Source organism: Cupriavidus sp. GW823-FHT07B10 (assembly GCF_058794355.1).
In genome coordinates this window covers 1-21,805 of sequence record NZ_JBXAGS010000009.1, presented here as the reverse complement: position 1 = coordinate 21,805, position 21,805 = coordinate 1, and the positions used below count along the sequence as shown (strand labels likewise).

Below are 21,805 nucleotides of genomic sequence, written 5' to 3'. Positions count from 1 at the left end.
CAGTATAGCGGGACGCGGACGAAATCGAACGAGCGTACTTTTACCTAATCAACCCGTTTCAGACCTCGCCCCACAGGTCGTGGCCATCGGCGCCGGTGATCTTCACGTCGACGAACTCGCCGGCGCGATAGCGCTGGGCGTGGCGTTCCGGCGGCGCGATATAGACGAGGCCGTCGATTTCCGGCGCATCCGCGGACGAACGGCCGATGCCGCCATCCTGGTTGACCTCGTCCACCAGCACGCGCAGGGTCTGGCCGACCTTGCGCTGCAGGCGGCGCGCCGAGACCTCTTCGGCCACTTCCATGAAGCGGGCGCGGCGTTCCTCGCGCACCTCGTCGGGCAGCGCGCCCGGCAGGTCATTGGCGGTGGCGCCCTCCACCGGCGAGTAGGCGAAGCAGCCGACGCGGTCCAGTTCGGCTTCGGCGATAAAGTCGAGCAGGGTCTGGAACTCCGCCTCGGTCTCGCCCGGGAAGCCGGCGATAAAGGTGCTGCGGATGGTCAGCTCAGGGCAGATCTCGCGCCAGGCGCTGATGCGGTCCATGGTCTTCTCGGCATTGGCCGGGCGCTTCATGCGCTTGAGCACGTCCGGGTGCGCGTGCTGCAGCGGCACATCGAGGTACGGCAGCACATGGCCCTGCGACATCAGCGGGATGATCTCGTCGACGTGCGGGTACGGGTAGACATAATGCAGGCGCACCCAGGCACCGTACTGCGCGGCCAGCTCGCCCAGCGCCGCCACCAGCTCGGTCATGCGGGTCTTGAGCGGGCGGCCGTTCCAGAAGCCGGTGCGGTACTTGACGTCGACGCCATAGGCACTGGTGTCCTGCGAGATCACCAGCAGCTCCTTGACGCCGGCCTTGAACAGGTTCTCGGCCTCCAGCATGACCTCGGCCACCGGGCGCGACACCAGGTCGCCGCGCATCGACGGGATGATGCAGAACGAGCAACGGTGGTTGCAGCCCTCGGAGATCTTCAGGTAGGCGTAATGCTTGGGCGTCAGCTTGATGCCGGCGGCCGGCACCAGGTCGGTGAACGGGTCATGCGGCTTGGGCAGGTGCGTGTGCACCGCCTGCATCACCTCGCCCAGCGCATGCGGGCCGGTCACGGCCAGCACCTTGGGGTGCACCGACGACACGATGTCGTGGCCCGCCGCATCCTTCTTCGCACCCAGGCAGCCGGTGACGATGACCTTGCCGTTCTCGGTCAGGGCCTCGCCGATGGCGTCCAGGCTCTCCTGCACGGCCTCGTCGATAAAGCCGCAGGTATTGACCACGACCAGGTCAGCGCCGTCATAGGTGCCGCTGATGGCATAGCCCTCGGCGCGCAGCTGGGTGATGATCTGCTCGGAGTCGACCAGGGCCTTGGGGCAGCCAAGGGAAACGAATCCCACACGCGGACTATGGTCTTTCTGGGTCGTTGATTCTGAAGGGTTTTTCACAGTGCAATCCGAATGTGGGGGCGGGCGCGGCGAATATGCGGGGACAAGGCCGGCAGCCGGTGAGCCAATCGCGCATTTTAACCGTTTGCCATGAATTCTCGGCGCCTGACACCATACATGTGGCCCAGGCTGCGTCATTCCGGCGCGGTCGCGGCTCCCGGCAGGCCTTCCAGGACCCGCTCTATCTCCATCGAGTCCTGCATGCGCCGGATGGCCGCATGCAGTTCGGCGGCCTGTGGCCAGGTCCGCTTGAGATAGCTGAGCCACAGTTTCACGCGCCCATGCTCATGGCACGACGCGATACGGGCATGCAGCTTTTTCAGGTAGGTGGCGATCTGGCGCAGCACCAGCGGCCACTCCTGGTCCGACGGCGAACCGTCCATCAGCCCGCGAATGCGCAAGGCCAGGAAAGGATCGGACACGGCGCCGCGCCCGATCATCACGTCGGCACAACCGCTGACGGCCCGGCAACGCTCCCAGTCGGCGACGGTCCAGACATCTCCGTTGGCAATCACCGGCACGTCCACCGCCGCCGCAATGCGCGCGATCCAGTCCCAGTGGGCCGGCGGCCGGTAGCCATGGTCCCGCGTCCGGGCATGCACGACGAGCGAAGCCGCGCCGCCTTCGGCCAGCGCCGTGGCGCAATCAATGGCCAGCGAGGTATCGGAAACGCCCAGCCGCATTTTTGCCGTCACGGCGATATGGGCCGGCACCGCCGCGCGCACGGACGCGACGATCCGGCTCAACAACTCAGGATTCGTCAGCAGCATGGCACCGCCGCCATGCCGGTTGACGACCTTGGCGGGGCAGCCGAAGTTCAGGTCGATGCCATGCGGCGACAAGGTCGCGGCATAGGCCGCATTGCGCGCCAGCCATTCCGGATCGCTGCCGAGCAACTGGATCACCATCGGCGTGCCGCTGCGGGTATAGCCGCCGGCGAGGATTTCGGGCGTATCGCGCTCGTAGACGCGGGCGGGAAGCAACGAACCGGTCACCCGGACGAACTCGGACACACAGCCGTCGTAGCCGCCAGTGTCGGTCAGCACGTCGCGCAAGACGTAGTCGGCAAGCCCTTCCATGGGGGCCAGGAACAGCCGGCTCATGGCGAAGCCTTCATCGAAGCAGAGAGCCGGGCCTTAAGGGGCGGACGAGCATATTGGATAACGGAGGGCATGGGTTTTCGCGCACAAAAGGCGAGTCCACACTGAGCCGCCGCTGGAGAGAGTTGCGTGATTGCGTGCGCCCGGGGACGCAGACCGCGCATTCTACCTGCTTTGCATCTGCACGGTTTTCAGGGATCGGCGATTCTCATACCGTAGCCCATAGGCTACGGTAAGGTATGCTCAGCATCCGGACAACCCAAATTTCCGGGTTCAACGAGGAATTCCGGGGAACGTTAAAGCCCTTGGCGGTGGAGTCAGCGAAATGCGCGTGGACCACGGCCCGGGCTACCGCATCTACTTTCAGCAACGCGGCCAGGTAATTGTGATCCTGCTCTGCGGAGGCAACAAGTCGACCCAGCACGCTGATATCGAAAGAGCACGCAGTCTGGCGGCCAATCTTGATCTGGAGTGAGCCATGAAGGAACCGACCCGCCCCTGGGACTCCGCCGAGCATCTGAGGAACGATCAGGAGATCGCCGCCTACCTGGATGCCTGCCTGGCCGAGGCCGGCGACGACGATCGATTCATTGCCTACGCACTCGGGGTGGTGGCGCGTGCGCGCGGCATGACGCGACTGGCGCGCGAAACGGGCCTTTCGCGCGAAAGCCTCTACCGCTCGCTGTCAGGCGAAGGCAATCCGGAGTTCGGGACGATCTGGAAGGTGATGCGGGCGCTGGGCATCCGCCTGCATGCGAGCGCTGGCTGAGTGCCAGCCAGCGTGCGGGATATGCGGCGGGTGTAGCGCCCGCCGCTGCCAGTGTCTTACTTCTTGTCCGGCTGGTTGAACGGGAACGTCCCGAACATATTTTTGGCCTGGCTTTGCATCTGCTCCTGCATCTGCACGAACAGGTTCTTGCTCTGCTCGATGTAGTTGCTCATCATGCCCTGCATCATCGGGCCCTGCATGTTCATGAACTGCGACCACATGTCGGGGCTGAAGGTTTCGCCGGAATACAGGCCCTTGGAGTTCTCGGCCAGCTTGTTCTGGATGTCGATGAAGGCCTGGATGTTCTTTTCCAGGTAGGTGCCCATCATGCCCTGCATGGCATGGCCGTAGAAGCGGATGATCTGCGACAGCATCGCGCTGGAGAACATCGGCACGCCGCCCGTTTCTTCTTCCAGGATGATCTGCAGCAAGATGCTGCGGGTCAGTTCGTCACCAGACTTGGCGTCGACGACCTTGAATTCTTCTGAATCCATGACCAGCTGCTTGACGTCGGCCAGGGTGATGTAGGTGCTGGTCTGGGTGTCGTAGAGCCTGCGGTTCGGATACTTTTTGATCAGTCGCTCTGCGCCTTTTTTGGTCGTGGCCATCGGTGCTCTGTCCTTGTGTCATCGCTGTTTGCGCGCTGCTGCACCGCATGGGGTGCAGTGCGCAAATCGGTATCGCCCGCGCCATCTGCTTGTTGTCGTGCCGGCCATCTGGTGGCCCGTTCGCGCATGGCTGCGCGTGGCGGCCTGCAACCTCGCCCCCGCGAGGGCCGCGCTGCACGAACATGGTGCTGGCTGCGCCGCTGCCCTGATTCTATGCCCAACAAGGCACTAAGAAAAGCGACCGGGCTTAAGGAAAACCCGGTGAATTGGCGCAAAAAGCGAGGAATGCCGCGCGGGCAGAAACGATTCGCGGGCCTTGACGGCCCGCGAAACGGGCGGCGAAACGAAACGCCCGCCGCCTTGTGCGCCGCGCTGGCTGCACCGCAATACGCGGGCGCCAGCGCCGGCTGCCGACTGGTTGAACCAGGCCGGCAGGTCAGCCCATATGCAGGCCGCCGTTGAGCGAGAAGTCGGCGCCGGTCGAGAAACCGGACTCCTCCGACGACAACCAGGCGCAGATCGAGGCGATCTCTTCCGGCAGGCCCAGGCGCTTGACCGGGATCGTCGCGACGATCTTGTCGAGCACGTCCTGGCGGATCGCCTTGACCATGTCGGTGGCGATATAGCCCGGAGAAACCGTGTTGACGGTCACGCCCTTGGTCGCCACTTCCTGCGCCAGCGCCATGGTGAAGCCATGCAGGCCGGCCTTGGCGGTGGAGTAGTTGGTCTGGCCGAACTGGCCCTTCTGCCCGTTCACCGACGAGATGTTGACGATGCGGCCCCAGCCACGGTCGGCCATGCCGTCGATCACCTGCTTGGTGACGTTGAACAGCGAGGTCAGGTTGGTGTCGATCACCGCATCCCAGTCGGCGCGGGTCATCTTGCGGAACACCACGTCGCGGGTGATACCGGCGTTGTTGATCAGCACATCAACCTCGCCGACCTCGGACTTGACCTTGTCGAATGCGGTCTTGGTCGAGTCCCAGTCAGCCACATTGCCTTCCGAGGCAATGAAATCGAAGCCCAGGGCCTTCTGCTGCTCCAGCCACTTTTCGCGGCGCGGCGAGTTGGGGCCGCAACCGGCCACCACACGAAAGCCATCCTTGGCCAGCCGCTGGCAAATGGCGGTTCCGATACCACCCATGCCGCCGGTCACATACGCAATGCGCTGAGTCATGTCCACTCCTTGATTGGCTCTTCGTTATCGTCGCCGGGTCCGCGCCAACCGCGCGCGGCCCCGGAAAACCCCTTCCTTATTTGCGCTCGACTGCCAGCGCCACGCCCATGCCGCCGCCGATGCACAGCGAGGCCAGGCCCTTCTTCGCGTCACGGCGCTTCATCTCGTGCAGCAGCGTCACCAGGATACGGCAGCCCGACGCGCCGATCGGGTGGCCGATGGCGATGGCGCCGCCGTTCACATTGACCTTGGAGGTGTCCCAGCCCATCTGCTGGTGCACCGCCAGCGCCTGCGCGGCGAAGGCCTCGTTGATCTCCATCAGGTCCAGGTCCTGCGGGGTCCACTCGGCGCGCGACAGGGCGCGCTTGGAGGCCGGCACCGGGCCCATGCCCATCACCTTGGGATCGACACCGGCGTTGGCATAGCTCTTGATCGTGGCCAGCGGGGTCAGGCCCAGTTCCTTGGCCTTGGCCGCCGACATCACCACCACCGCGGCGGCGCCGTCGTTCAGGCCCGAGGCGTTGGCCGCGGTCACCGTGCCGGCCTTGTCGAAGGCGGGCTTGAGGCCGGACATGCTGTCCAGCGTGGCGCCCTGGCGCACGAACTCGTCGGTCTTGAAGGCCACCGGGTCGCCCTTGCGCTGCGGGATCAGCACCGGGACGATCTCTTCGTCAAACTTGCCGGCCTTCTGCGCGGCTTCGGCCTTGTTCTGCGAGCCGACGGCGAACTCATCCTGCGCCTCGCGTGTGATGCCGTATTCCTTGGCCACGTTCTCGGCGGTGATGCCCATGTGGTACTGGTTGTACACGTCCCACAGGCCGTCGACGATCATGGTGTCGACCAGCTTGGCATCGCCCATGCGGAAACCATCGCGCGAGCCCGGCAGCACGTGCGGGGCGGCGCTCATGTTTTCCTGGCCGCCGGCCACCACGATCTCGGCGTCGCCCGCCATGATCGCGTTGGCGGCCAGCATCACGGCCTTCAGGCCCGAGCCGCACACCTTGTTGATGGTCATGGCCGGCACCATCGCCGGCAGGCCGGCCTTGATCGCGGCCTGGCGTGCGGGGTTCTGGCCCGAACCGGCGGTCAGCACCTGGCCCATGATGACTTCGCTCACCTGCTCCGGCTTGACGCCGGCGCGCTCCAGCGCGGCCTTGATGACCACGGCACCCAGTTCCGGTGCCGGGATCTTGGCCAGCGAGCCGCCAAACTTGCCGACCGCGGTGCGGGCGGCGGATACGATGACAACGTCAGTCATTGTGTAGTCCTTTCAATGGAAACGGGAGGGAACCTGCAAGCCTGCCGGCGCCGTGCATGACGCACGCCGGCACTCATGCAAGCGTCATGCCTTGGCTTTGACGTATCGCCCAGGCGCGGGTTCGATTGCGCGATAGCGCGCATTGCCATAGTTGGCGGGCGCGGCGCGTTTCGCGCCGGCCTGCCCGGACAGCCATGCGGTCCAGTCCGGCCACCAGCTGCCGTGATGCTCGATGGCGCCGGCCAGCCATTGCTGCGGCGACTCCGGCAGCGCATCGTTAGTCCAGTGGCTGCGCTTGTTCTTGGCCGGCGGGTTGATCACACCGGCGATATGGCCCGACGCACCCAGCACGAAGCGCAGCTTGTTCGCCAGCAGCGCGGTCGAGGCATAGGCCGCGGTCCACGGCACGATATGGTCTTCGCGCGAGCCGTAGATATAGGTCGGCACGTCGATGCTGGCCAGGTCCACCGGCACGCCGCACACGGTCAGCTTGCCCGGTACCTTGAGCTCGTTCTGCAGGTACGTGTGGCGCAGGTACCAGCAGTACCACGGCCCCGGCAGGTTGGTGGCGTCGCCGTTCCAGAACAGCAGGTCGAACGGCACCGGCGTGTTGCCCTTCAGGTAGTTGTCGACCACGTAGTTCCACACCAGGTCGTTCGGGCGCAGGAACGAGAAGGTATTGGCCAGCTCAAGGCCGCGCAGCAGCGCGCACGGCGCGCCGGCGCCGCCGCCCAGCGTGGCCTCGCGCAACTGCACATGGCCCTCGTCGACAAAGACGTCGAGGATGCCGGTGTCGGCAAAGTCCAGCAGCGTGGTCAGCAGCGTGACGCTGGCGGCCGGGTGCTCGCCGCGCGCGGCCAGCACCGCCAGCGCGGTCGAGACAATGGTGCCGCCCACGCAGAAGCCGAGCACGTTGATCTTGTCCTGGCCGCTGATGTCGCGCGCGACTTCGATGGCGCGGATGGCCGCGTGCTCAATGTAGTCGTCCCAGGTGCTGCCGGCCATGCTGGCGTCCGGATTGCGCCACGACACCAGAAACACCGTATGTCCCTGCTCCACCACATGGCGCACCAGCGAGCTCTCCGGCTGCAGGTCCAGGATGTAGTACTTGTTGATGCACGGCGGCACCATCAGCAGCGGGCGCGCGTGCACCTTGTCGGTCAGCGGCTTGTACTGCAACAGCTGGAAGTACTCGTTCTCGAAGACCACGGCGCCTTCGGTCACCGCGACATTGCGGCCGACCTCAAACGCGCTCTCGTCGGTCTGCGAGATCTTGCCGCGCGTCAGGTCTTCCATCATGTTGCGCACGCCGGCACGCAGCGATTCGCCGCCCGACTCGATCAGCAGGCGCTGCGCCTCGGGATTGGTGGCAAGGAAGTTGGCGGGCGACATCGCATCGACCCATTGCGAGATCGCGAAGCGGATGCGCTGGCGGGTCTTGGCATCGGCCTCGACGGCATCGGCCAGCTCGGTCAAGGCGCGCGCATTGAGCAGGTAGAACGCGGCAGCGAAGCGATATGGGAGGTTGGTGCGCCATGCGTCGCCGGCGAAGCGCCGGTCGTGCAGCGGACCGGTGGCCTCGGCCTTGCCCTCGGCCATAGCCTGCCACAGCGCTGAGAAGTCCTTCATGTAGCGCTGCTGGATATCACCCAGCTGCGCCGGCGCGATCTTGACGCCTGCCAGCGCATCCAGGCCCGGAATGCCGGACGCGGCCGCGTGGCCGTTGCCTTCAGTGCCCTGCCACTGGCGGGACCATTCCAGCCATGTGGCCGGATCGAATGGCCCCGGCGTGAACTTGAATGGTTGGGACTTGCCTTCCTGCGTGGAAGCTGCCGCGCCTTTGCCGGTCGCCATGATTTGATTGTCTCTCTGCCGTCACTATTCGAACCGGCTCCGGGCATTGCCCTGGCCGGCACTTTGCATGGGGAGATGCTATCCGAATGGACCCGGCTTGCGCCTCCCCAAAGCGGGAGGGTCTGCCGGCACATCTGCCCTGGAACTGGCTGGAAGCCCTCGACCGCACCTGCTGCGGCCGTGGCTTGCGTCCATTCCGATAGCGGCTCCCCTTTTATCCGGCAAGCGCGACATCCTCGCATGGAGACGCCATGCGCTATGCTTGCCGGAGAAACCTGGGAATCGTCAGCGATTCCGAGACATTTGAGTCCATTGTTGCCTTGCAACGCACGCGCTGTCAATGCGGGAATCCGCCTCGGCACTGCACGCTTCCCGACCTACCGGACGGTATGCAGCGCTCGCATCTGCCGAGGCCCCAGAGCATAGGCGAGAAGGATGAATTTTTGATGTACATCGTGGCCATTGGCTGGCTCTACGTGGCGCTGATGATGGCGATCACCGAGCACAACGTGGTGGCAGGCGTTGCCACCTTCCTGATGTATGGCATGGCGCCGGTGGCGCTGGTGCTCTACATCATGGGCACGCCCGGCCGCCGCCGACGCAAGGCTGAAGCCGAGCGCGCACAGGCGGCCAGGGGCAAGGACGAGTGAGGCAGCGGCGGGCTCAGTCCGCCAGCCAGACCAGGCTGGCCATGCGGCCGGTCACGCCATCGCGCCGATAGGAGTAGAAGCGACCGGCGTCGGCCACGGTGCAGGCGTCGCCGCCGTAGACCTCGGTACAGCCGGCGCGCGCCAGGCGCGTGCGCGCCAGCGCATAGATGTCGGCAAGGTACTTGCCCGGGGCACCAGGGCGGAAGGCTGCGGCAACCGCGACCTGTTCATCGGCGCGTGCCTGGGCCAGGAAGGCATCGCGCACTTCGGCACCCACCTCGAACGCATCGGGGCCGATGGCCGGGCCCAGCCATGCCAGCCAGCGCGCGGCACCGGCAGCGGCCTGCATCCGTGACAGCGTGGCTTCGATCACGCCGCTGCACAGGCCGCGCCAGCCCGCATGCGCGGCGCCCACCACCGTCCCCTGCGCATCGCATAGCAGCACCGGCAGGCAATCCGCCGTCATCACGGCGCAGACTTGGCCGGGTACCACCGCCAGGCTCGCGTCGGCCTGGGGCACGGGCGCGCCCGGGGCCGCCACATGGTCGACCGTGGCGACCGCGCAGCCATGCACCTGCTCCAGCCATTGCGGCATCGACGGCAGGCAGGCGGCCAGCCGCGCGCGGTTGCGCGCCACGTCGGCGGCGTCGTCGCCAACGTGGGTGCCCAGGTTCAGGCCGCCGGGGGCGCCGCCGGCAAGCCCGTACGGGCCCTTGCTGACACCGCCCTGGCGCGTGGTTGACAACGCGCGCACACGCGCCGGCGCGGGCCAGTCAGGGACCAGCCAGGCGCGATCAGGCGCTGCGCTCATCGTCATCGTCGTCCTCGTCATCACCAGCGTATTCCCAGTGGGCCTCGCCGCCTTCCCAGACTTCGTCCCAGCCTTCTTCTTCCTCGTCGGCCTGCGCGCTTTCAAAATCCAGCGCATCGATCAGCGCCTGCAGGTCTTGCGGCGGCTGCGCGGTCCACGACATGCGCTTGCCGGTGGCCGGATGCACCAGGCCGAGCTGGTACGCATGCAGCGCCTGGCGCTCATACGGCACCGGCAGCGGTGCGCGGACCGCCGGGCGCTGCCCGCGCTGCGTGGCGCGGAAGTAGGCCGGGTCGCCCACCAGCGGGTGGCCGATCGACTCGAAATGCACGCGGATCTGGTGCGTGCGGCCGGTCTCCAGCTTGCACATCACCATCGACACGAAGCCCCGCCCCAGCGGCACCGTGGCCAGCGTGCGGAAATGCGTGCGCGACGGCTTGCCGCTGGCGGTATGCACGACCGCCATGCGCGTGCGCTCGCGCGGGTCGCGGCCGATGGGCGCGTCGATGGTGCCCTCGTCATAGGTGCGGCCCCACACCAGCGCGATATAGGTGCGCTTGACCGTGCGCGCCTGCAGCTGGCGCACCAGGTCGGTCTGCGCGGTCAGCGAGCGCGCCACCACCATCAGGCCGGAGGTTTCCTTGTCGAGCCGGTGCACGATGCCCGCGCGCGGCAGCAACGCTGCGCCGGGGTCGCGGTGCAGCAACCCGTTGAGCACGGTGCCGCTCCAGTTACCGGCAGCCGGATGCACCACCAGCCCGGCGGGCTTGTTGATCACCAGCAGGGTGTCGTCTTCATAGACCACGTCCAGCGGCACGTCCTCGGGCGAGAAAGCGGACGATTCCGGTGCGGCCTGCGGCTGGATTTCGATGCGGTTGCCCATCTGCACGGCGTCGCGCGGACGGCGCACGTGGCCGTCGACACGCACCGCGCCGCTTTCGATCCACTGCTGCAGGCGGCTGCGTGAAAACTCGCTGAAGTGACGCGCGAGCAATTTATCGAGCCGCTCGCCATGCGAGGCGCTGTCCACCTCCAGCGACAGGGTCACGGCCGGCTCGGCAGCCGCCGCGCCGCCGGGCGGCACCTCGGCAAGGTCTTCAAATTCCTCTGGATGGGCCTCGAAATCGGCCACGGACGCGGCTGCGCGCACCCGTTCTGGTGGAAGTCCTCCCACGCCAGCTCCTGCTTCGGGGTTGGGCTGGGGGCTTGGGCTATAATGCTTGACGCTATTTTTCTTCATCCGGGATACGATTGCCCATGCAATTGCAGAGCATGAAACGCGCGCGCTGGCGCACGACAATTGGAGCGGTTCTGCTCGCAGGCGGCTGCGTCATGCTGTCTGCATGCGGCCTGCTGGCGGACCAACCCGACGAGACCGCAGGCTGGTCGGCCAACAAATTATATTCGGAAGCCAAGGATGCGCTGGATGGCGGCGACTACACGCGTGCCGTCAAGCTGTATGAAAAGCTCGAAGGCCGCTATCCGTTTGGGCGCTATGCACAGCAGGCCCAGATCGATACCGCCTACGCCAACTACAAGGATGGTGAAACAGCAGCAGCCCTGGCCGCGGTGGACCGCTTCATCCAGCTGCACCCGAACCATCCCAATATCGATTACGCCTACTACCTCAAGGGCCTGATCAACTTCAACGACAACCTGGGCTGGCTGGGCCGCTTCTCGGGCCAGGACCTGAGCGAGCGCGACCCCAAGGCCGCGCGCGCCGCCTATGACGCGTTCAATACGCTGATCACGCGCTACCCGGAAAGCAAGTACACCCCCGACGCCACGCTGCGCATGCAGTACATCGTCAACTCGCTGGCCCAGCACGAAGTGCACGCCGCGCGCTACTACTACCGGCGCGGCGCATACCTCGCCGCCGTCAACCGCGCCCAGCAGGCGCTGAAGGACTATGACGGCGCTCCGGCCAACGAAGAAGCGCTGTACATCATGGTCCGTTCATATGACGCGATGGGAATGAAGGACCTGCGCGACGACACCGCACGCGTGATGGAGCGCAATTTCCCGGACAGCGATTTCATCAAGTACGGCGCGCGCCGCAAGGACAAGTCCTGGTGGGAAGTGTTCTGACGCCGGCTGGCCAGAGGCCATAAAAAACGGGACGTATCCTCCGATACGTCCCGTTTTTCTTTTTCCGGCACCTGTGCGATCAGTCCGCTGCCGCGGCCTCCTTGCCAGGACCGCGCAGCGACTCCAGGAACCGCACCACCGTCGCCGCCTCACGCGTGCGCGTGAACGGCGGCAGGCTTTGCCAGATCTGACGGCCATAGGGCTTCTCGACCAGCCGCGTATCGAAGATCGCCAGCACGCCGCGGTCCGATTCCGAGCGGATCAGCCGCCCCGCCCCCTGCTTGAGCGTGATCACCGCATGCGGCAGCTGGTGCACGGCAAACGGGCTCAGGCCCTTCTTCTGCAGCACTTCCATGCGCGCGGCCAGCACCGGGTCGTCGGGCGGCGCGAACGGCAGCTTGTCGATGATCACCAGCGACAGCGCCTCGCCGCGCACATCCACGCCCTCCCAGAAGCTCTGGCTTCCGACCAGCACCGCGTTGCCCAGCTCGCGGAAGCGGTCCAGCAATTCGGTGCGGCTGGCCTGGCCCTGCACCAGCAGCGGCAGGTTCAGGCCGCGCTCGGCAAACGCGTCATAGAGCAGGTCCGAGGCACGCTGCACGGCGCGCAGCGTGGTGCACAGCAGGAAGGTGCGTCCGCCGGCGGCCTCGATCAGCGGCAATGCCGCCTGCACCACCGCGTCGGTGAACTGCGGCGACTGCGGCTGCGGCATATCGCGCGGCACGTAGAGCAGCCCCTGCTTCGCGTAATCGAACGGGCTGGGCAGCGTCAGCGAGCGGTCCTTGTCGAGCCCCAGCTGCGCCGCGTAGTGGGTGAAATTCCCCTTCACCGACAGCGTCGCCGAGGTGAAAACCCAGGCGCGCGGCTGGCCGTCGCGCTGGCGCGTGAAGATCGGCGCGATCGACAGCGGCGTGCGGTGCAGCTGCACAGTATGCGAGAACACCTCGACCCAGCGCACGGTTTCAGGGCCGGCGGGCAGCGCCGGCGCGGCTTCGCCGTCGCCCTCGGTCGGCTGCGGTGCCGGCGCGGGCGCGGCATCGGCGCGCCACGCGGCCAGCTTGTTGGCCAGCTCCAGCGCGCGGCGGTGGCATTGCTGCAGCGATTCGGCACGCTCGGCCTGGCTTTCGAGCATCTCGACGAAGTCTGACAGGGCTTCGTCCAGCGCATCGAGCGTTTCGTTGAAAGGCTCGGCGATACGGCGGTCGGCCTCGATCTGGCCCAGCGCCAGCCGCGCATTGTCCTTGCTGAAGGCCAGGCGCAGGTCGCGCGCGGCGCGCTCCAGCGGCGCGGCCAGCGCAACCCAGTCCACCGCATCGCGCGCGTGCGACAGGCCTTCGGCCACGGTATCGCGGGCGATTTCCAGCAGCTGGCTGGTGGACAGCGTCTCGCCGAAGAACAGCGTGGCGGTCTCGGGCAGCTGGTGGGCTTCGTCGAAGATCACGGTGTTGGCGGCCGGCAGCAGTTCCGCCATGCCGGTGTCGCGCAGCACCACGTCGGCAAAGAACAGGTGATGGTTGACCACCACCACGTCGGCCTGCTGCGCTTCCTTGCGCGCGCGCATCACAAAGCATTCCTTGTAATGCGGGCATTCCGATCCCAGGCAGTTGTCGCGCGTGGAGGTCACCATCTGCCATACCGGCGCGTTCTCGGGAACGGACGCCAGCTCGGCCTTGTCGCCGGTGGAGGTTTCCTTGATGAAGCGGCCGATGTCGCGCAGCCACGCCGCATCCTGGCGCGACGCTAGGCGGCCGTTGGCCTGCGCGCGTTCCAGGTGGTAGTGGCAGACGTAGTTGGCGCGGCCCTTGAGCAGCGCCACCGAGACCGGCACGTTCAGCGCATGGCGCACCGTGGGGATGTCGCGCAGGAAGAGCTGGTCCTGCAGGTTCTTGGTGCCGGTCGACAGGATCACCTTGCCGCCCCACAGCATCGCCGGCACCAGGTAGGCGTAGGTCTTGCCGGTGCCGGTGCCCGCTTCGACGATGACGGAATCGTTCTGCACGATCGCGTCGGCGACGGCCTCGGCCATCTTGTGCTGCGAGGCGCGCGGCCGGTAGCCGGGAATCGCCTGGGCCAGCGTGCCGGTATCGGCAAAGATGGTGGCCAGTTCCGCGCCGCGGCTGGCGCCGTCGTCGGCGGGCGCGGCAGGCGCGGGCGACCCGGCGTCGGTCAGGCTGACGGCTTCGGACGGCTCAGGAGAATCTGGAAGATCGGACAAGGCAGGGGGAGAATGTTGTATGGGCCGCCGGACAGCGCCGGCGGCGATCGGCAAGCCTGGCGCGAATGCGCTCAGGCCGGCACGTCGGGTTCGAGCTGCAGCTGCAGCAGCGTGATGGCGTCCTTCAGCTTGAGGCGGCGCTTCTTCAGCCGGCGCAGCTGCAGTTCGTCATGGACGGCATCGTTGGCAAGGCGGTCGATCAGGAAATCCAGGTCGCGGTGCTCGATCTGCAACTCCATGATGCGCCGCTCCAGGGTATTCAGGTTGCTGTCCATCTATGCCTCCGCTGCGCAGTCACGGTGCCGGACCTCAAAAGCCGAACGGGCGCGGCGCCGATGCCTGCCCCTGTTGCTCCTTCGCCTTGGCGCGGCGCTCTTCCAGCTCCTTCTGGCGCCGTTCGAGGTCGCGCTGCTTGGCCTCGTATGCCTTGACATTCTCCTGCCGCTGGCGGGCCTGGTCGGCGCCCTTCTGCTGGGCCTCCTGCATGCGGGCATCGAAGTCAGACTGCTTCTTTTCGTACGCCTGCGCATTGGCGGCACGCTGCGGCGCCTCGCCCTGGCGCTGCGCCTCGCGCAGCTGCTGTTCCTGCTGCTTCTTCTGGAAGGCATCGCGGCTGGACTGCTCGCTGGCCGAGCGCTTCGGCTGGCTGGCCTCGAACTCGGCGCGGCGCAGCGCCTGTTCGCGGTCGCGCTCGGCGGCGCGGTAGGCGCGTTCGGCCTCGCCTACCTCCAGTTCGCGCTTGCGCAGCACCTGCAGCTCCTCGCGCTGGACTTCCTTGGCGCTGTTGATGCAGTGGTTGACAAAGAACTTGCCGTAGCACTCGCGCTCGGCGGCGGCAAAGCGGTAGTTGGTCCAGGCGCGCGAATCCTCGACGGCCTTGCGTTCGGCGGCAAAGTCGCGCTGGCCGTTGGCGGCGGGTGGCGCCGCGGGCGCGGAAGTCTGGGCGCGCGCCTCGCGCAGCGGCATCAGCACGGCGCATGCAGCCACGGCCAGTGCAGCCAGGCGGCCGAAGCGGAACAGGGAAGTTTCAGGCACGTTGGCGAAGGTTGGCATGGCCAGGATGGTGGCCTTGGCGGCGGCCGGGCGGGACTTGACGGTCATGACCGGATTCTAGCATCCGGGCCGGGCACCGGCCCGCCCTGCCGGGCCGTTGCGGACGTGCGCGGGACGCCGCCCGCCCCGCACCCGCTGCGCGCCCTGGCGAATCCCTTGCGCGCTTGTGGCAAAATGCCCCGCTTTCGACTGACTGCGTTTCTCGCCGCGCTCTCCGATGTCCAACCTGCCCGCATCCGTCTCGCAAAAGATCGTCTCGCTCATCGCGGCTGAACTGTCCGTGCAGCCCCGCCAGGTGGCCGCGGCCGTGGCGCTGCTCGACGAAGGCGCCACCGTGCCCTTCATCGCCCGCTACCGCAAGGAAGTGACCGGCAACCTCGATGACACGCAGCTGCGCAACCTGGAAGAGCGCCTGCTGTACCTGCGCGACATGGAAGACCGCCGCGCTGCCATCCTCGCGTCGATCCAGGAGCAAGGCAAGCTGACGCCCGAGCTGCAGGCCGCCATCGAGGCCGCCGAAACCAAGCAGGCGCTCGAAGACCTCTACCTTCCCTACAAGCCCAAGCGCCGCACCCGCGCCCAGATCGCGCGCGAATGCGGGCTGGAGCCGCTGGCGCTGGCACTGCTGGCCGATCCCACGCTGGATCCGCAGGCCGAGGCCGCCAGGTACGTCAACGGCAACCCGACCGCCGACAGCGGCGTGCCTGACGTCAAGGCCGCGCTGGACGGCGCGCGCGACATCCTGTCCGAGCAGTTCGGCGAGACTGCGGAACTGCTGGGCAAGCTGCGCGAGCACCTGTGGACCAACGGCGTGGTGTCCTCCACCGTGATGGAAGGCAAGGAAACCGCCGAGGAAGAGAAGTTCCGCGACTACTACGCCTACAGCGAGACCATCCGCACGGTGCCGTCGCACCGCGCGCTGGCGCTGTTCCGCGGCCGCAACGCGGGCGTGCTGATGGTCAAGCTGGGCCTGGGCGAGGAACAGGACGCGATGGTGCCGCACCCGTGCGAAGGCATGATCGCGCGCCATGTCGGCATCCAGCAGTTGGGCCGCCCGGCCGACAAGTGGCTGGGCGACGTATGCCGCTGGTGCTGGCGCGTCAAGGTGCAGCCCCACCTGGAAACCGAACTGCTGACACAGCTGCGCGAAACCGCGGAGAACGAAGCCATCAAGGTGTTCGGCCGCAACCTGCATGAGCTGCTGCTGGCCGCGCCGGCCGGGCCCAAGTCGGTGATGGGCGTCGACCCGGGCATCCGCACCGGCTGCAAGATCGCCGTGGTGGACAGCACCGGCAAGCTGCTGGACACCGCCACCATCTACCCGCACGAGCCGCGCCGCGACTGGAACGGCTCGCTCGCCACGCTGGCGCGCCTGGCAAGGCAGCACAATGTGGCGCTGGTGTCGATCGGCAACGGCACCGCCAGCCGCGAAACCGACAAGCTGGTGCAGGACCTGATGAAGCAGATGCCCGAGCTGAAGCTGACCAAGATCGTGGTCAGCGAGGCCGGCGCTTCGGTGTATTCGGCGTCGGAACTGGCCGCCAAGGAATTCCCGGACCTGGATGTGTCGCTGCGCGGCGCGGTGTCGATTGCCCGCCGGCTGCAGGATCCGCTGGCCGAACTGGTCAAGATCGATCCCAAGTCGATCGGCGTGGGCCAGTACCAGCATGACGTCAACCAGCGCGAGCTGGCGCGGGCGCTGGACGCCGTGGTCGAAGACTGCGTCAACGCCGTGGGCGTGGACGTCAACACCGCCTCGGCGCCGCTGCTGGCGCGCGTGTCGGGCCTGAACACGGTGCTGGCGCGCAATATCGTCGAGTTCCGCGACGCCAATGGCGCCTTCGCCAACCGCGATGCGCTGAAAAAGGTGCCGCGCCTGGGCGACAAGACCTTCGAGCAGGCGGCCGGCTTCCTGCGCATCAACGACGGCGACAATCCGCTGGACCGCTCCTCGGTGCACCCGGAAGCGTATCCGGTGGTGCAGCGCATCCTGGAACACGTCAAGAAGGGCCTGCGCGACGTGATGGGCAACCGCGACGCGCTGCGCGGCCTGTCTCCGACGCAGTTCACCGACGACTCCTTCGGCCTGCCGACCGTGCGCGACATCCTGTCCGAGCTGGAAAAGCCGGGCCGTGACCCGCGCCCCGAGTTCAAGACCGCAACCTTCCAGGAAGGCGTGGAAGACGTGAAGGACCTGCAGCCCGGCATGGTGCTGGAAGGCGTGGTCACCAACGTGGCAGCCTTCGGCGCCTTTGTCGATATCGGCGTGCACCAGGACGGCCTGGTCCACATCTCGGCACTGTCCAGCAAGTTCGTCAAGGACGCGCATGAGGTGGTCAAGGCCGGCCAGATCGTCAAGGTCAAGGTGATGGAGGTCGACGTCAAGCGCAACCGCATCGGCCTGTCGATGCGCCTGGACGACGAGCCAGGCCAGGCCGCGGCGCGTGCCGGCGGCGACCGTGGTGACCGCGGCGGCCAACGCAACGGCGGCGGCAAGGGCTTCAACGGCGGCCGCCGCGAGGCGGAACCGGCCGGCGCCATGGCCGCGGCCTTCGCCAAGCTCAAGCGCTAGCCCGCAAGCCGATGGCATGACGCCCCGCACGGGCGACCGTGCGGGGCGTCGTCGTTTTCAGCCGCCGTGCGCGATCCGAACGGCCAGGCCCTTGCCGGCGCCATCGGTGCGGTTGGCGAACGCAATCTCCAGCCCATGCAGCCGCGCCACGCGCTGCGCGATCGAAATGCCGAGGCCGTGGCCCTGCTCGCGCTGCCCCGATCCGCCACGGAAGAAGCGATCGCCCAGCCGCGCCAGCACGTCAGGCGCGACGCCCGGGCCCTGGTCGAGCACCGTGACGCTGTCGGGCCGGAAATCGATGGTCACCAGCGCGCCCGGCGGGCTGTAGCGGATGGCGTTGTCGAGCAGGTTGCGCAGCAGCAGCGACAGCAGGTTGGCGTCACCCGCCACCGGCAATGGCGCCTGCCCTTCCGGGGGCCACTCCAGCTCGACGTCGACCTGCTTCCGCTGCGCCAGAGCCAGGCAGTCCGACAGCGCCTGCTGCGCCACCGGGATCCAGTTGACCGGCTGGCGTGACGGCAGGCCGGCAGCATCTTCCAGCCGGCTCAGCGTCAGCAGCTGCGACACCAGCCGGCTGATGCGGTCGATGCCGGTGGCCACGTTGGCGCGTGCCTGCGCGCGCTCGGCGTCATCGGCCGAACGCTCGGCGATTTCCCACTGCGCCTTCAGCGCGGCCAACGGCGTGCGCATCTCATGGGCAGCATCGGCAGTGAGGCGCCGTTCATGCTCGATCGAATCCGACACGCGCGCCAGCAGGCGGTTCATGGCGTGCACCAGCGGCACCAGTTCGCCCGGCACTGCCTGCAGGCTGAGCGGCCGGCGGTCTTGGGGGGCGCGGCCTTCAATATCGGTCGACAACGCGCGCACCGGCGCCATCGCGCGCCGCATGAACCAGATCAACAGGCCGATCAGCACCGGCAGGCCTGCGGCCCACGGCAGCACCTGCGCGGCGATATAGGACAGGATCAGCTCATTGCGCTCGGCCAGTTGCTGGCCCACGCAGACGCGCCAGCCCGTGTCGGGATCATCGAGGTAGTAAAGCCGCCAGGACTGCTTGTCGATGGTGACGTCGGTAAAGCCCTTCACTCCTGGCGCACGCGGCAGCAGGTCGCCCTCGGGATCGATATGCAAGGGCTTGCCGTCCGGCAGCCAGGCGGCGATGGCGAGATCGCCCAGGCCCGCATCGCCCTGGTCGCCCTCGACCAGCTCTGGCAGCCGGGTGCGCGACGGCGCCGCGGCGACATCCACCAGCGGCACCACCGAATGCATCTGCAGCGCCATGCGCACCATGTCGGTGTCATAGAGTTCATTGATCTCGTGCCGGGCGCGCACGTAGGTCATGCCGATGGTCAACAGCCACACCACCGGCGCGGCGATCAGCACCGCAAGGATGAGCCGGCGCTGCAACGTCATGTGCAATCCTCGGCCGCGCCCAGCGTGTAGCCGGCGCCGCGGAAGGTGCGCACGATCTTCGGATGGATCTTGCGGCGCAGGTGGTGGATATGGACTTCCAGCGCGTTGCTTTCAACGCCGCCCTGCCAGTCGTAGAGCTTGTCGCGCAGGAAGTCGCGCGTCAGCAGCCGGTTGGGGTGCGCCAGCAGCAGCTCCAGCAGCATGGCTTCGCGGCTGGTCAGCTCCAGGGGCTTGCCCTGCCAGTACGCCTGGCGCGCGGCCGGATGGAATTCCAGCGCGCCGTGCTTCCACACTGGAGACGACAGGCCCGCGGCGCGGCGGGTCACGGCACGCAGCCGGGCCGCCAGCTCATCGAGCGCGATCGGCTTGACCAGGTAGTCGTCGGCACCGGCGTCAAGGCCGCCGATGCGGCTGTCGATCGCATCGCGCGCGGTCAGCACGATCACCGGGATGCGGCTGCCGCGCGCACGCCAGCGCGCGAGCAGTGACATGCCGTCTTCCCCTGGCAGGCCCAGGTCCAGCACCACGGCATCGTAGTGGACCACGCCGAGCGCATGGTCGGCTTCGGTGCCGGTGCTGAACCAGTCGACCGCATAGTCGAGCAGCTGCAGGCCGCGCCGCAGCCCGTCACCCAGCATCGGGTCGTCTTCAACAATAAGGATTCTCATTTTCTCGGGTGACCCGGACGTATCACGGTATTGTGCGCGCCCCGCCTTAATGTGCCATTAAGGTTCGCGAACTATCCTGCGCTCACTTTGCAGGCGCCCCGCTGTTCAACGCGGCGCGGGCCGTCAGCGTGGACATGGCCTTGCCGCCGAGCGCCTGCACGCCGCCACGCGCGCCACCACCCACCCTTCCCTTTCACGCCGAGCCGTTTGCGCATCATGCACCGTTCCGACCGCCTCGCCGCCGAGCCTGGGCTCATCAGCGCCCGGCCCGCCGCGCCGTGGCATGCCACGCGGCTGGCGGGCGTGCCCGCGGTGACGCTCGGGCTGGTGGTGCTGGCGTTCGCGCTGCTTTGGTTCGGCACGCTGGGCGTGCGCCACCTGCTCGGGCCCGACGAGGGCCGCTATGCCGAGATCGCCCGCGAGATGCTGAGCACGGGCGACTGGGTCACGATCCGCTACAACGGGCTGAAGTACTTCGAGAAGCCGCCGTTCCATATGTGGGCCACGGCGGTGTCGTACGCGCTGTTCGGCATCGGCGACTGGCAGGCGCGGCTGTGCGTGGCGCTGGCCGGCATCGCCGGGCTGGGAATATCGATGCTGGCCGCCGCGCGCTGGTTCGGCGCGCGTGCGGGCTTGCTGGCCGGACTAGTGCTGGCAAGCGCGCCCATGTGGAACCTCGCCGCGCACTTCAATACGCTGGACATGACGCTGTCCGGCAGCATGGCCTGCGTGCTCGCGTGCATGCTGCTGGCCCAGCATCCGCACGCCACGGCGCCGGCACGCCGCGGCTGGATGCTGGCGTGCTGGGCGGCCATGGGCGTGGCGGTGCTGACCAAGGGGCTGGTCGGGCTGGCGCTGCCGGGACTGGTGCTGGTGGTGTACACCTGCGTGACGCGCGACCTCGCACGGTGGCGCCGCCTGCATGCGCCGGCCGGCATCGCCCTGATGCTGCTGGTGGCGATGCCTTGGTACTGGCTGGTGGCGCGGCGCAATCCGGAATTCCTGCGCTTTTTCTTTATCCACGAGCACTGGCAGCGATACACCTCGACCGTGCATGCGCGCAAGGGCGGGCTGTGGTACTTCGTGCCGCTGCTGGTGGGCGGCTTCCTGCCGTGGCTCGGGCTGGTTCCCGGCATGGTCCGCGCGGTCGGGCAGCGTACCGGCGTGGTTGCCGCGGGTGGGTCCAGGCCGTTCCAGCCTGCGCTGATGGCAGGGCTGTGGGCGGTGTCGATCTTCGTGTTCTTCAGCCTGTCGGGCTCGAAGCTGCCCGGCTACATCCTGCCGCTGTTTCCCGCACTGGCGATCCTGGCGGGCGCAGCGCTGGCGCGGACCGGTGACCAACCCTGGCGCAGGCAGCTGTGCGCCATGCTGGCGGTGGGCGCGATCGGCCTGCTGGCAAGCCCGGTCGTGGCCACGCTGGATTCCAACAACACCCCCAACGCGCTGTACCGCGCGTATGCCGCATGGGTGGCGCTGGCATTCGCGCTGGTGATTACCAGCGCCGCCATCGGGCTGTGGCTGCTGCGGCGGCATGGCCGCCTGGCCAGCATCACGGCCTATGCATTCGGCATGCTGCTGGCATTCTCCACCGCATTGCTGGGCCATGAAGCGATCGGCCGCTCCGCCTCGGGCATCGACATGGTGGCGCCGATCGAACGCGTGCTGCGCCCCGGCATGCCGCTCTATGGCGTCGGCATGCTCGACCATACCCTGCCCTTCTACCTGCGCCATCCGCTCACCATGGTGGCGCAGGCCGACGAGCTCGCGTTCGGCGCCGGACAGGAGCCGCAGAAGTGGCTGCCGACCCTCGATGCCTTCGTCGATGCCTGGCAGCATGGCCCGCGTGCCATCGCGCTGCTCTCGCCGCAGGCATTCTCTGAACTGAGCGCGCGCGTGCCGATGCATGTCGTCGCGCGCGACTGGCGGCGCGTGGCCGTCGCCAACTTCCCCCTCGCCGGCGCGCGCTAGCCGCGCCGGCGCCTCCCGATTTCCCCTGCCATTCGTCAAATCCAATGCAAGGCAAGAAAGTACTGATCCTCGGCGTCAACGGCTTTATCGGCCATCACCTGACGCGCCGCATCCTGGAAACCACGCCGTGGGAGGTCTACGGCATGGACATGTCGTCGGACCG

Annotated in this window: 20 protein-coding genes; 7 read left to right on the top strand and 13 right to left on the bottom strand. The window is 67.3% G+C overall.

What is annotated here, in order from left to right:
• Positions 1-58: 58 nt before the first annotated feature.
• Entirely contained in the window at positions 59-1,438 is a 1,380-nt protein-coding gene (gene rimO, locus AC1Q6V_RS19420) for a 30S ribosomal protein S12 methylthiotransferase RimO (protein ID WP_454750815.1), read from the bottom strand.
• Positions 1,439-1,572: 134 nt separating this feature from the next.
• Positions 1,573-2,541 carry a tRNA dihydrouridine synthase gene (locus AC1Q6V_RS19415; protein ID WP_010810127.1) on the bottom strand — a complete coding sequence of 323 codons (969 nt, stop codon included), beginning with the start codon at positions 2,539-2,541 and terminating at the stop codon, positions 1,573-1,575.
• A gap of 322 nt (positions 2,542-2,863) precedes the next feature.
• Between AC1Q6V_RS19415 and AC1Q6V_RS19410 the strand changes: the two genes are divergently transcribed.
• Positions 2,864-3,013 (top strand): type II toxin-antitoxin system RelE/ParE family toxin, encoded by a 150-nt coding sequence (locus tag AC1Q6V_RS19410; protein WP_439671584.1) that lies wholly within the window; start codon positions 2,864-2,866, stop codon positions 3,011-3,013.
• A 3-nt stretch (positions 3,014-3,016) separates the two neighbouring features.
• A complete protein-coding gene (locus tag AC1Q6V_RS19405; protein ID WP_010810129.1) occupies positions 3,017-3,307 on the top strand; it encodes an addiction module antidote protein in 291 nt (96 codons plus the stop codon).
• A gap of 56 nt (positions 3,308-3,363) precedes the next feature.
• On the opposite strand, the gene phaR is transcribed toward AC1Q6V_RS19405, so the two are convergent.
• From phaR to AC1Q6V_RS19385, 4 genes are all read right to left on the bottom strand, one after another.
• A complete protein-coding gene (gene phaR / locus AC1Q6V_RS19400; protein WP_010810130.1) occupies positions 3,364-3,915 on the bottom strand; it encodes a polyhydroxyalkanoate synthesis repressor PhaR in 552 nt (183 codons plus the stop codon).
• A gap of 436 nt (positions 3,916-4,351) precedes the next feature.
• Positions 4,352-5,092: a 3-ketoacyl-ACP reductase gene (locus AC1Q6V_RS19395; RefSeq protein WP_010810131.1), complete on the bottom strand. Its 741-nt coding sequence runs from the start codon at positions 5,090-5,092 to the stop codon at positions 4,352-4,354.
• Between the two features lie 76 nt (positions 5,093-5,168).
• Positions 5,169-6,350, bottom strand: a complete 1,182-nt coding sequence (locus AC1Q6V_RS19390) for an acetyl-CoA C-acetyltransferase (RefSeq protein WP_010810132.1) — start codon at positions 6,348-6,350, stop codon at positions 5,169-5,171.
• Positions 6,351-6,434: 84 nt separating this feature from the next.
• Positions 6,435-8,204 carry a class I poly(R)-hydroxyalkanoic acid synthase gene (locus AC1Q6V_RS19385; protein ID WP_454750814.1) on the bottom strand — a complete coding sequence of 590 codons (1,770 nt, stop codon included), beginning with the start codon at positions 8,202-8,204 and terminating at the stop codon, positions 6,435-6,437.
• Positions 8,205-8,650: 446 nt separating this feature from the next.
• Between AC1Q6V_RS19385 and AC1Q6V_RS19380 the strand changes: the two genes are divergently transcribed.
• On the top strand, positions 8,651-8,854 hold the full coding sequence (locus AC1Q6V_RS19380; protein WP_010810134.1) for a hypothetical protein: 204 nt from the start codon (positions 8,651-8,653) through the stop codon (positions 8,852-8,854).
• A 13-nt stretch (positions 8,855-8,867) separates the two neighbouring features.
• On the opposite strand, the gene pgeF is transcribed toward AC1Q6V_RS19380, so the two are convergent.
• Together pgeF and AC1Q6V_RS19370 are read right to left on the bottom strand one after the other, a co-directional pair.
• Positions 8,868-9,665, bottom strand: a complete 798-nt coding sequence (gene pgeF, locus AC1Q6V_RS19375; RefSeq protein WP_041687280.1) for a peptidoglycan editing factor PgeF — start codon at positions 9,663-9,665, stop codon at positions 8,868-8,870.
• A complete protein-coding gene (locus AC1Q6V_RS19370; RefSeq protein ID WP_454750813.1) occupies positions 9,649-10,905 on the bottom strand; it encodes an RluA family pseudouridine synthase in 1,257 nt (418 codons plus the stop codon). The genes pgeF and AC1Q6V_RS19370 overlap by 17 nt, the downstream gene beginning before the upstream one ends.
• A gap of 17 nt (positions 10,906-10,922) precedes the next feature.
• Here AC1Q6V_RS19370 and AC1Q6V_RS19365 point away from each other — a divergent pair, with 17 nt between their 5' ends.
• Positions 10,923-11,753 carry an outer membrane protein assembly factor BamD gene (locus AC1Q6V_RS19365; protein ID WP_011615082.1) on the top strand — a complete coding sequence of 277 codons (831 nt, stop codon included), beginning with the start codon at positions 10,923-10,925 and terminating at the stop codon, positions 11,751-11,753.
• Positions 11,754-11,832: 79 nt separating this feature from the next.
• Here the strand turns inward: AC1Q6V_RS19365 and yoaA are convergent, their stop codons facing one another.
• The 3 genes from yoaA to AC1Q6V_RS19350 all read right to left on the bottom strand — a co-directional run bounded on the left by yoaA (position 11,833) and on the right by AC1Q6V_RS19350 (position 15,069).
• The gene (yoaA, locus tag AC1Q6V_RS19360; protein WP_010810138.1) at positions 11,833-13,968 is read right to left on the bottom strand and encodes a DNA repair helicase YoaA; all 2,136 of its coding nucleotides are present in this window, start codon (positions 13,966-13,968) and stop codon (positions 11,833-11,835) included.
• Positions 13,969-14,039: 71 nt separating this feature from the next.
• Complete coding sequence (locus AC1Q6V_RS19355; protein ID WP_010810139.1) at positions 14,040-14,243, bottom strand: DUF465 domain-containing protein; 204 nt, start codon at positions 14,241-14,243, stop codon at positions 14,040-14,042.
• Positions 14,244-14,277: 34 nt separating this feature from the next.
• Positions 14,278-15,069 carry a hypothetical protein gene (locus AC1Q6V_RS19350; RefSeq protein ID WP_454750812.1) on the bottom strand — a complete coding sequence of 264 codons (792 nt, stop codon included), beginning with the start codon at positions 15,067-15,069 and terminating at the stop codon, positions 14,278-14,280.
• A 169-nt stretch (positions 15,070-15,238) separates the two neighbouring features.
• On the opposite strand from AC1Q6V_RS19350, the gene AC1Q6V_RS19345 reads away from it, so the two are divergent.
• A complete protein-coding gene (locus AC1Q6V_RS19345) occupies positions 15,239-17,593 on the top strand; it encodes a Tex family protein (protein WP_454750811.1) in 2,355 nt (784 codons plus the stop codon).
• A gap of 57 nt (positions 17,594-17,650) precedes the next feature.
• On the opposite strand, the gene AC1Q6V_RS19340 is transcribed toward AC1Q6V_RS19345, so the two are convergent.
• Complete coding sequence (locus tag AC1Q6V_RS19340; RefSeq protein WP_010810142.1) at positions 17,651-19,006, bottom strand: ATP-binding protein; 1,356 nt, start codon at positions 19,004-19,006, stop codon at positions 17,651-17,653.
• Positions 19,003-19,674 carry a response regulator gene (locus tag AC1Q6V_RS19335; RefSeq protein ID WP_037023317.1) on the bottom strand — a complete coding sequence of 224 codons (672 nt, stop codon included), beginning with the start codon at positions 19,672-19,674 and terminating at the stop codon, positions 19,003-19,005. The genes AC1Q6V_RS19340 and AC1Q6V_RS19335 overlap by 4 nt, the downstream gene beginning before the upstream one ends.
• A 216-nt stretch (positions 19,675-19,890) precedes the next feature.
• Between AC1Q6V_RS19335 and AC1Q6V_RS19330 the strand changes: the two genes are divergently transcribed.
• Positions 19,891-21,642, top strand: coding sequence for a glycosyltransferase family 39 protein (locus AC1Q6V_RS19330; protein WP_439668745.1), 1,752 nt, complete (start codon positions 19,891-19,893; stop codon positions 21,640-21,642).
• Positions 21,594-21,805 (top strand): NAD-dependent epimerase/dehydratase family protein (locus AC1Q6V_RS19325; RefSeq protein WP_492300876.1); only part of this gene is annotated, 212 nt, incomplete at its 3' end. The genes AC1Q6V_RS19330 and AC1Q6V_RS19325, both read left to right, overlap by 49 nt.

Coding starts and splice junctions, on each gene's coding strand:
- AC1Q6V_RS19415 (WP_010810127.1), bottom strand. CDS start 2,541: ATGAGCCGGCTGTTCCTGGCCCCCATGGAAGGGCTTGCCGACTACGTC.
- AC1Q6V_RS19410 (WP_439671584.1), top strand. CDS start 2,864: ATGCGCGTGGACCACGGCCCGGGCTACCGCATCTACTTTCAGCAACGC.
- AC1Q6V_RS19405 (WP_010810129.1), top strand. CDS start 3,017: ATGAAGGAACCGACCCGCCCCTGGGACTCCGCCGAGCATCTGAGGAAC.
- phaR (WP_010810130.1), bottom strand. CDS start 3,915: ATGGCCACGACCAAAAAAGGCGCAGAGCGACTGATCAAAAAGTATCCG.
- AC1Q6V_RS19395 (WP_010810131.1), bottom strand. CDS start 5,092: ATGACTCAGCGCATTGCGTATGTGACCGGCGGCATGGGTGGTATCGGA.
- AC1Q6V_RS19390 (WP_010810132.1), bottom strand. CDS start 6,350: ATGACTGACGTTGTCATCGTATCCGCCGCCCGCACCGCGGTCGGCAAG.
- AC1Q6V_RS19385 (WP_454750814.1), bottom strand. CDS start 8,204: ATGGCGACCGGCAAAGGCGCGGCAGCTTCCACGCAGGAAGGCAAGTCC.
- AC1Q6V_RS19380 (WP_010810134.1), top strand. CDS start 8,651: ATGTACATCGTGGCCATTGGCTGGCTCTACGTGGCGCTGATGATGGCG.
- pgeF (WP_041687280.1), bottom strand. CDS start 9,665: ATGAGCGCAGCGCCTGATCGCGCCTGGCTGGTCCCTGACTGGCCCGCG.
- AC1Q6V_RS19370 (WP_454750813.1), bottom strand. CDS start 10,905: ATGAAGAAAAATAGCGTCAAGCATTATAGCCCAAGCCCCCAGCCCAAC.
- AC1Q6V_RS19365 (WP_011615082.1), top strand. CDS start 10,923: ATGCAATTGCAGAGCATGAAACGCGCGCGCTGGCGCACGACAATTGGA.
- AC1Q6V_RS19355 (WP_010810139.1), bottom strand. CDS start 14,243: ATGGACAGCAACCTGAATACCCTGGAGCGGCGCATCATGGAGTTGCAG.
- AC1Q6V_RS19350 (WP_454750812.1), bottom strand. CDS start 15,069: ATGACCGTCAAGTCCCGCCCGGCCGCCGCCAAGGCCACCATCCTGGCC.
- AC1Q6V_RS19345 (WP_454750811.1), top strand. CDS start 15,239: ATGTCCAACCTGCCCGCATCCGTCTCGCAAAAGATCGTCTCGCTCATC.
- AC1Q6V_RS19340 (WP_010810142.1), bottom strand. CDS start 19,006: ATGACGTTGCAGCGCCGGCTCATCCTTGCGGTGCTGATCGCCGCGCCG.
- AC1Q6V_RS19335 (WP_037023317.1), bottom strand. CDS start 19,674: ATGAGAATCCTTATTGTTGAAGACGACCCGATGCTGGGTGACGGGCTG.
- AC1Q6V_RS19330 (WP_439668745.1), top strand. CDS start 19,891: ATGCACCGTTCCGACCGCCTCGCCGCCGAGCCTGGGCTCATCAGCGCC.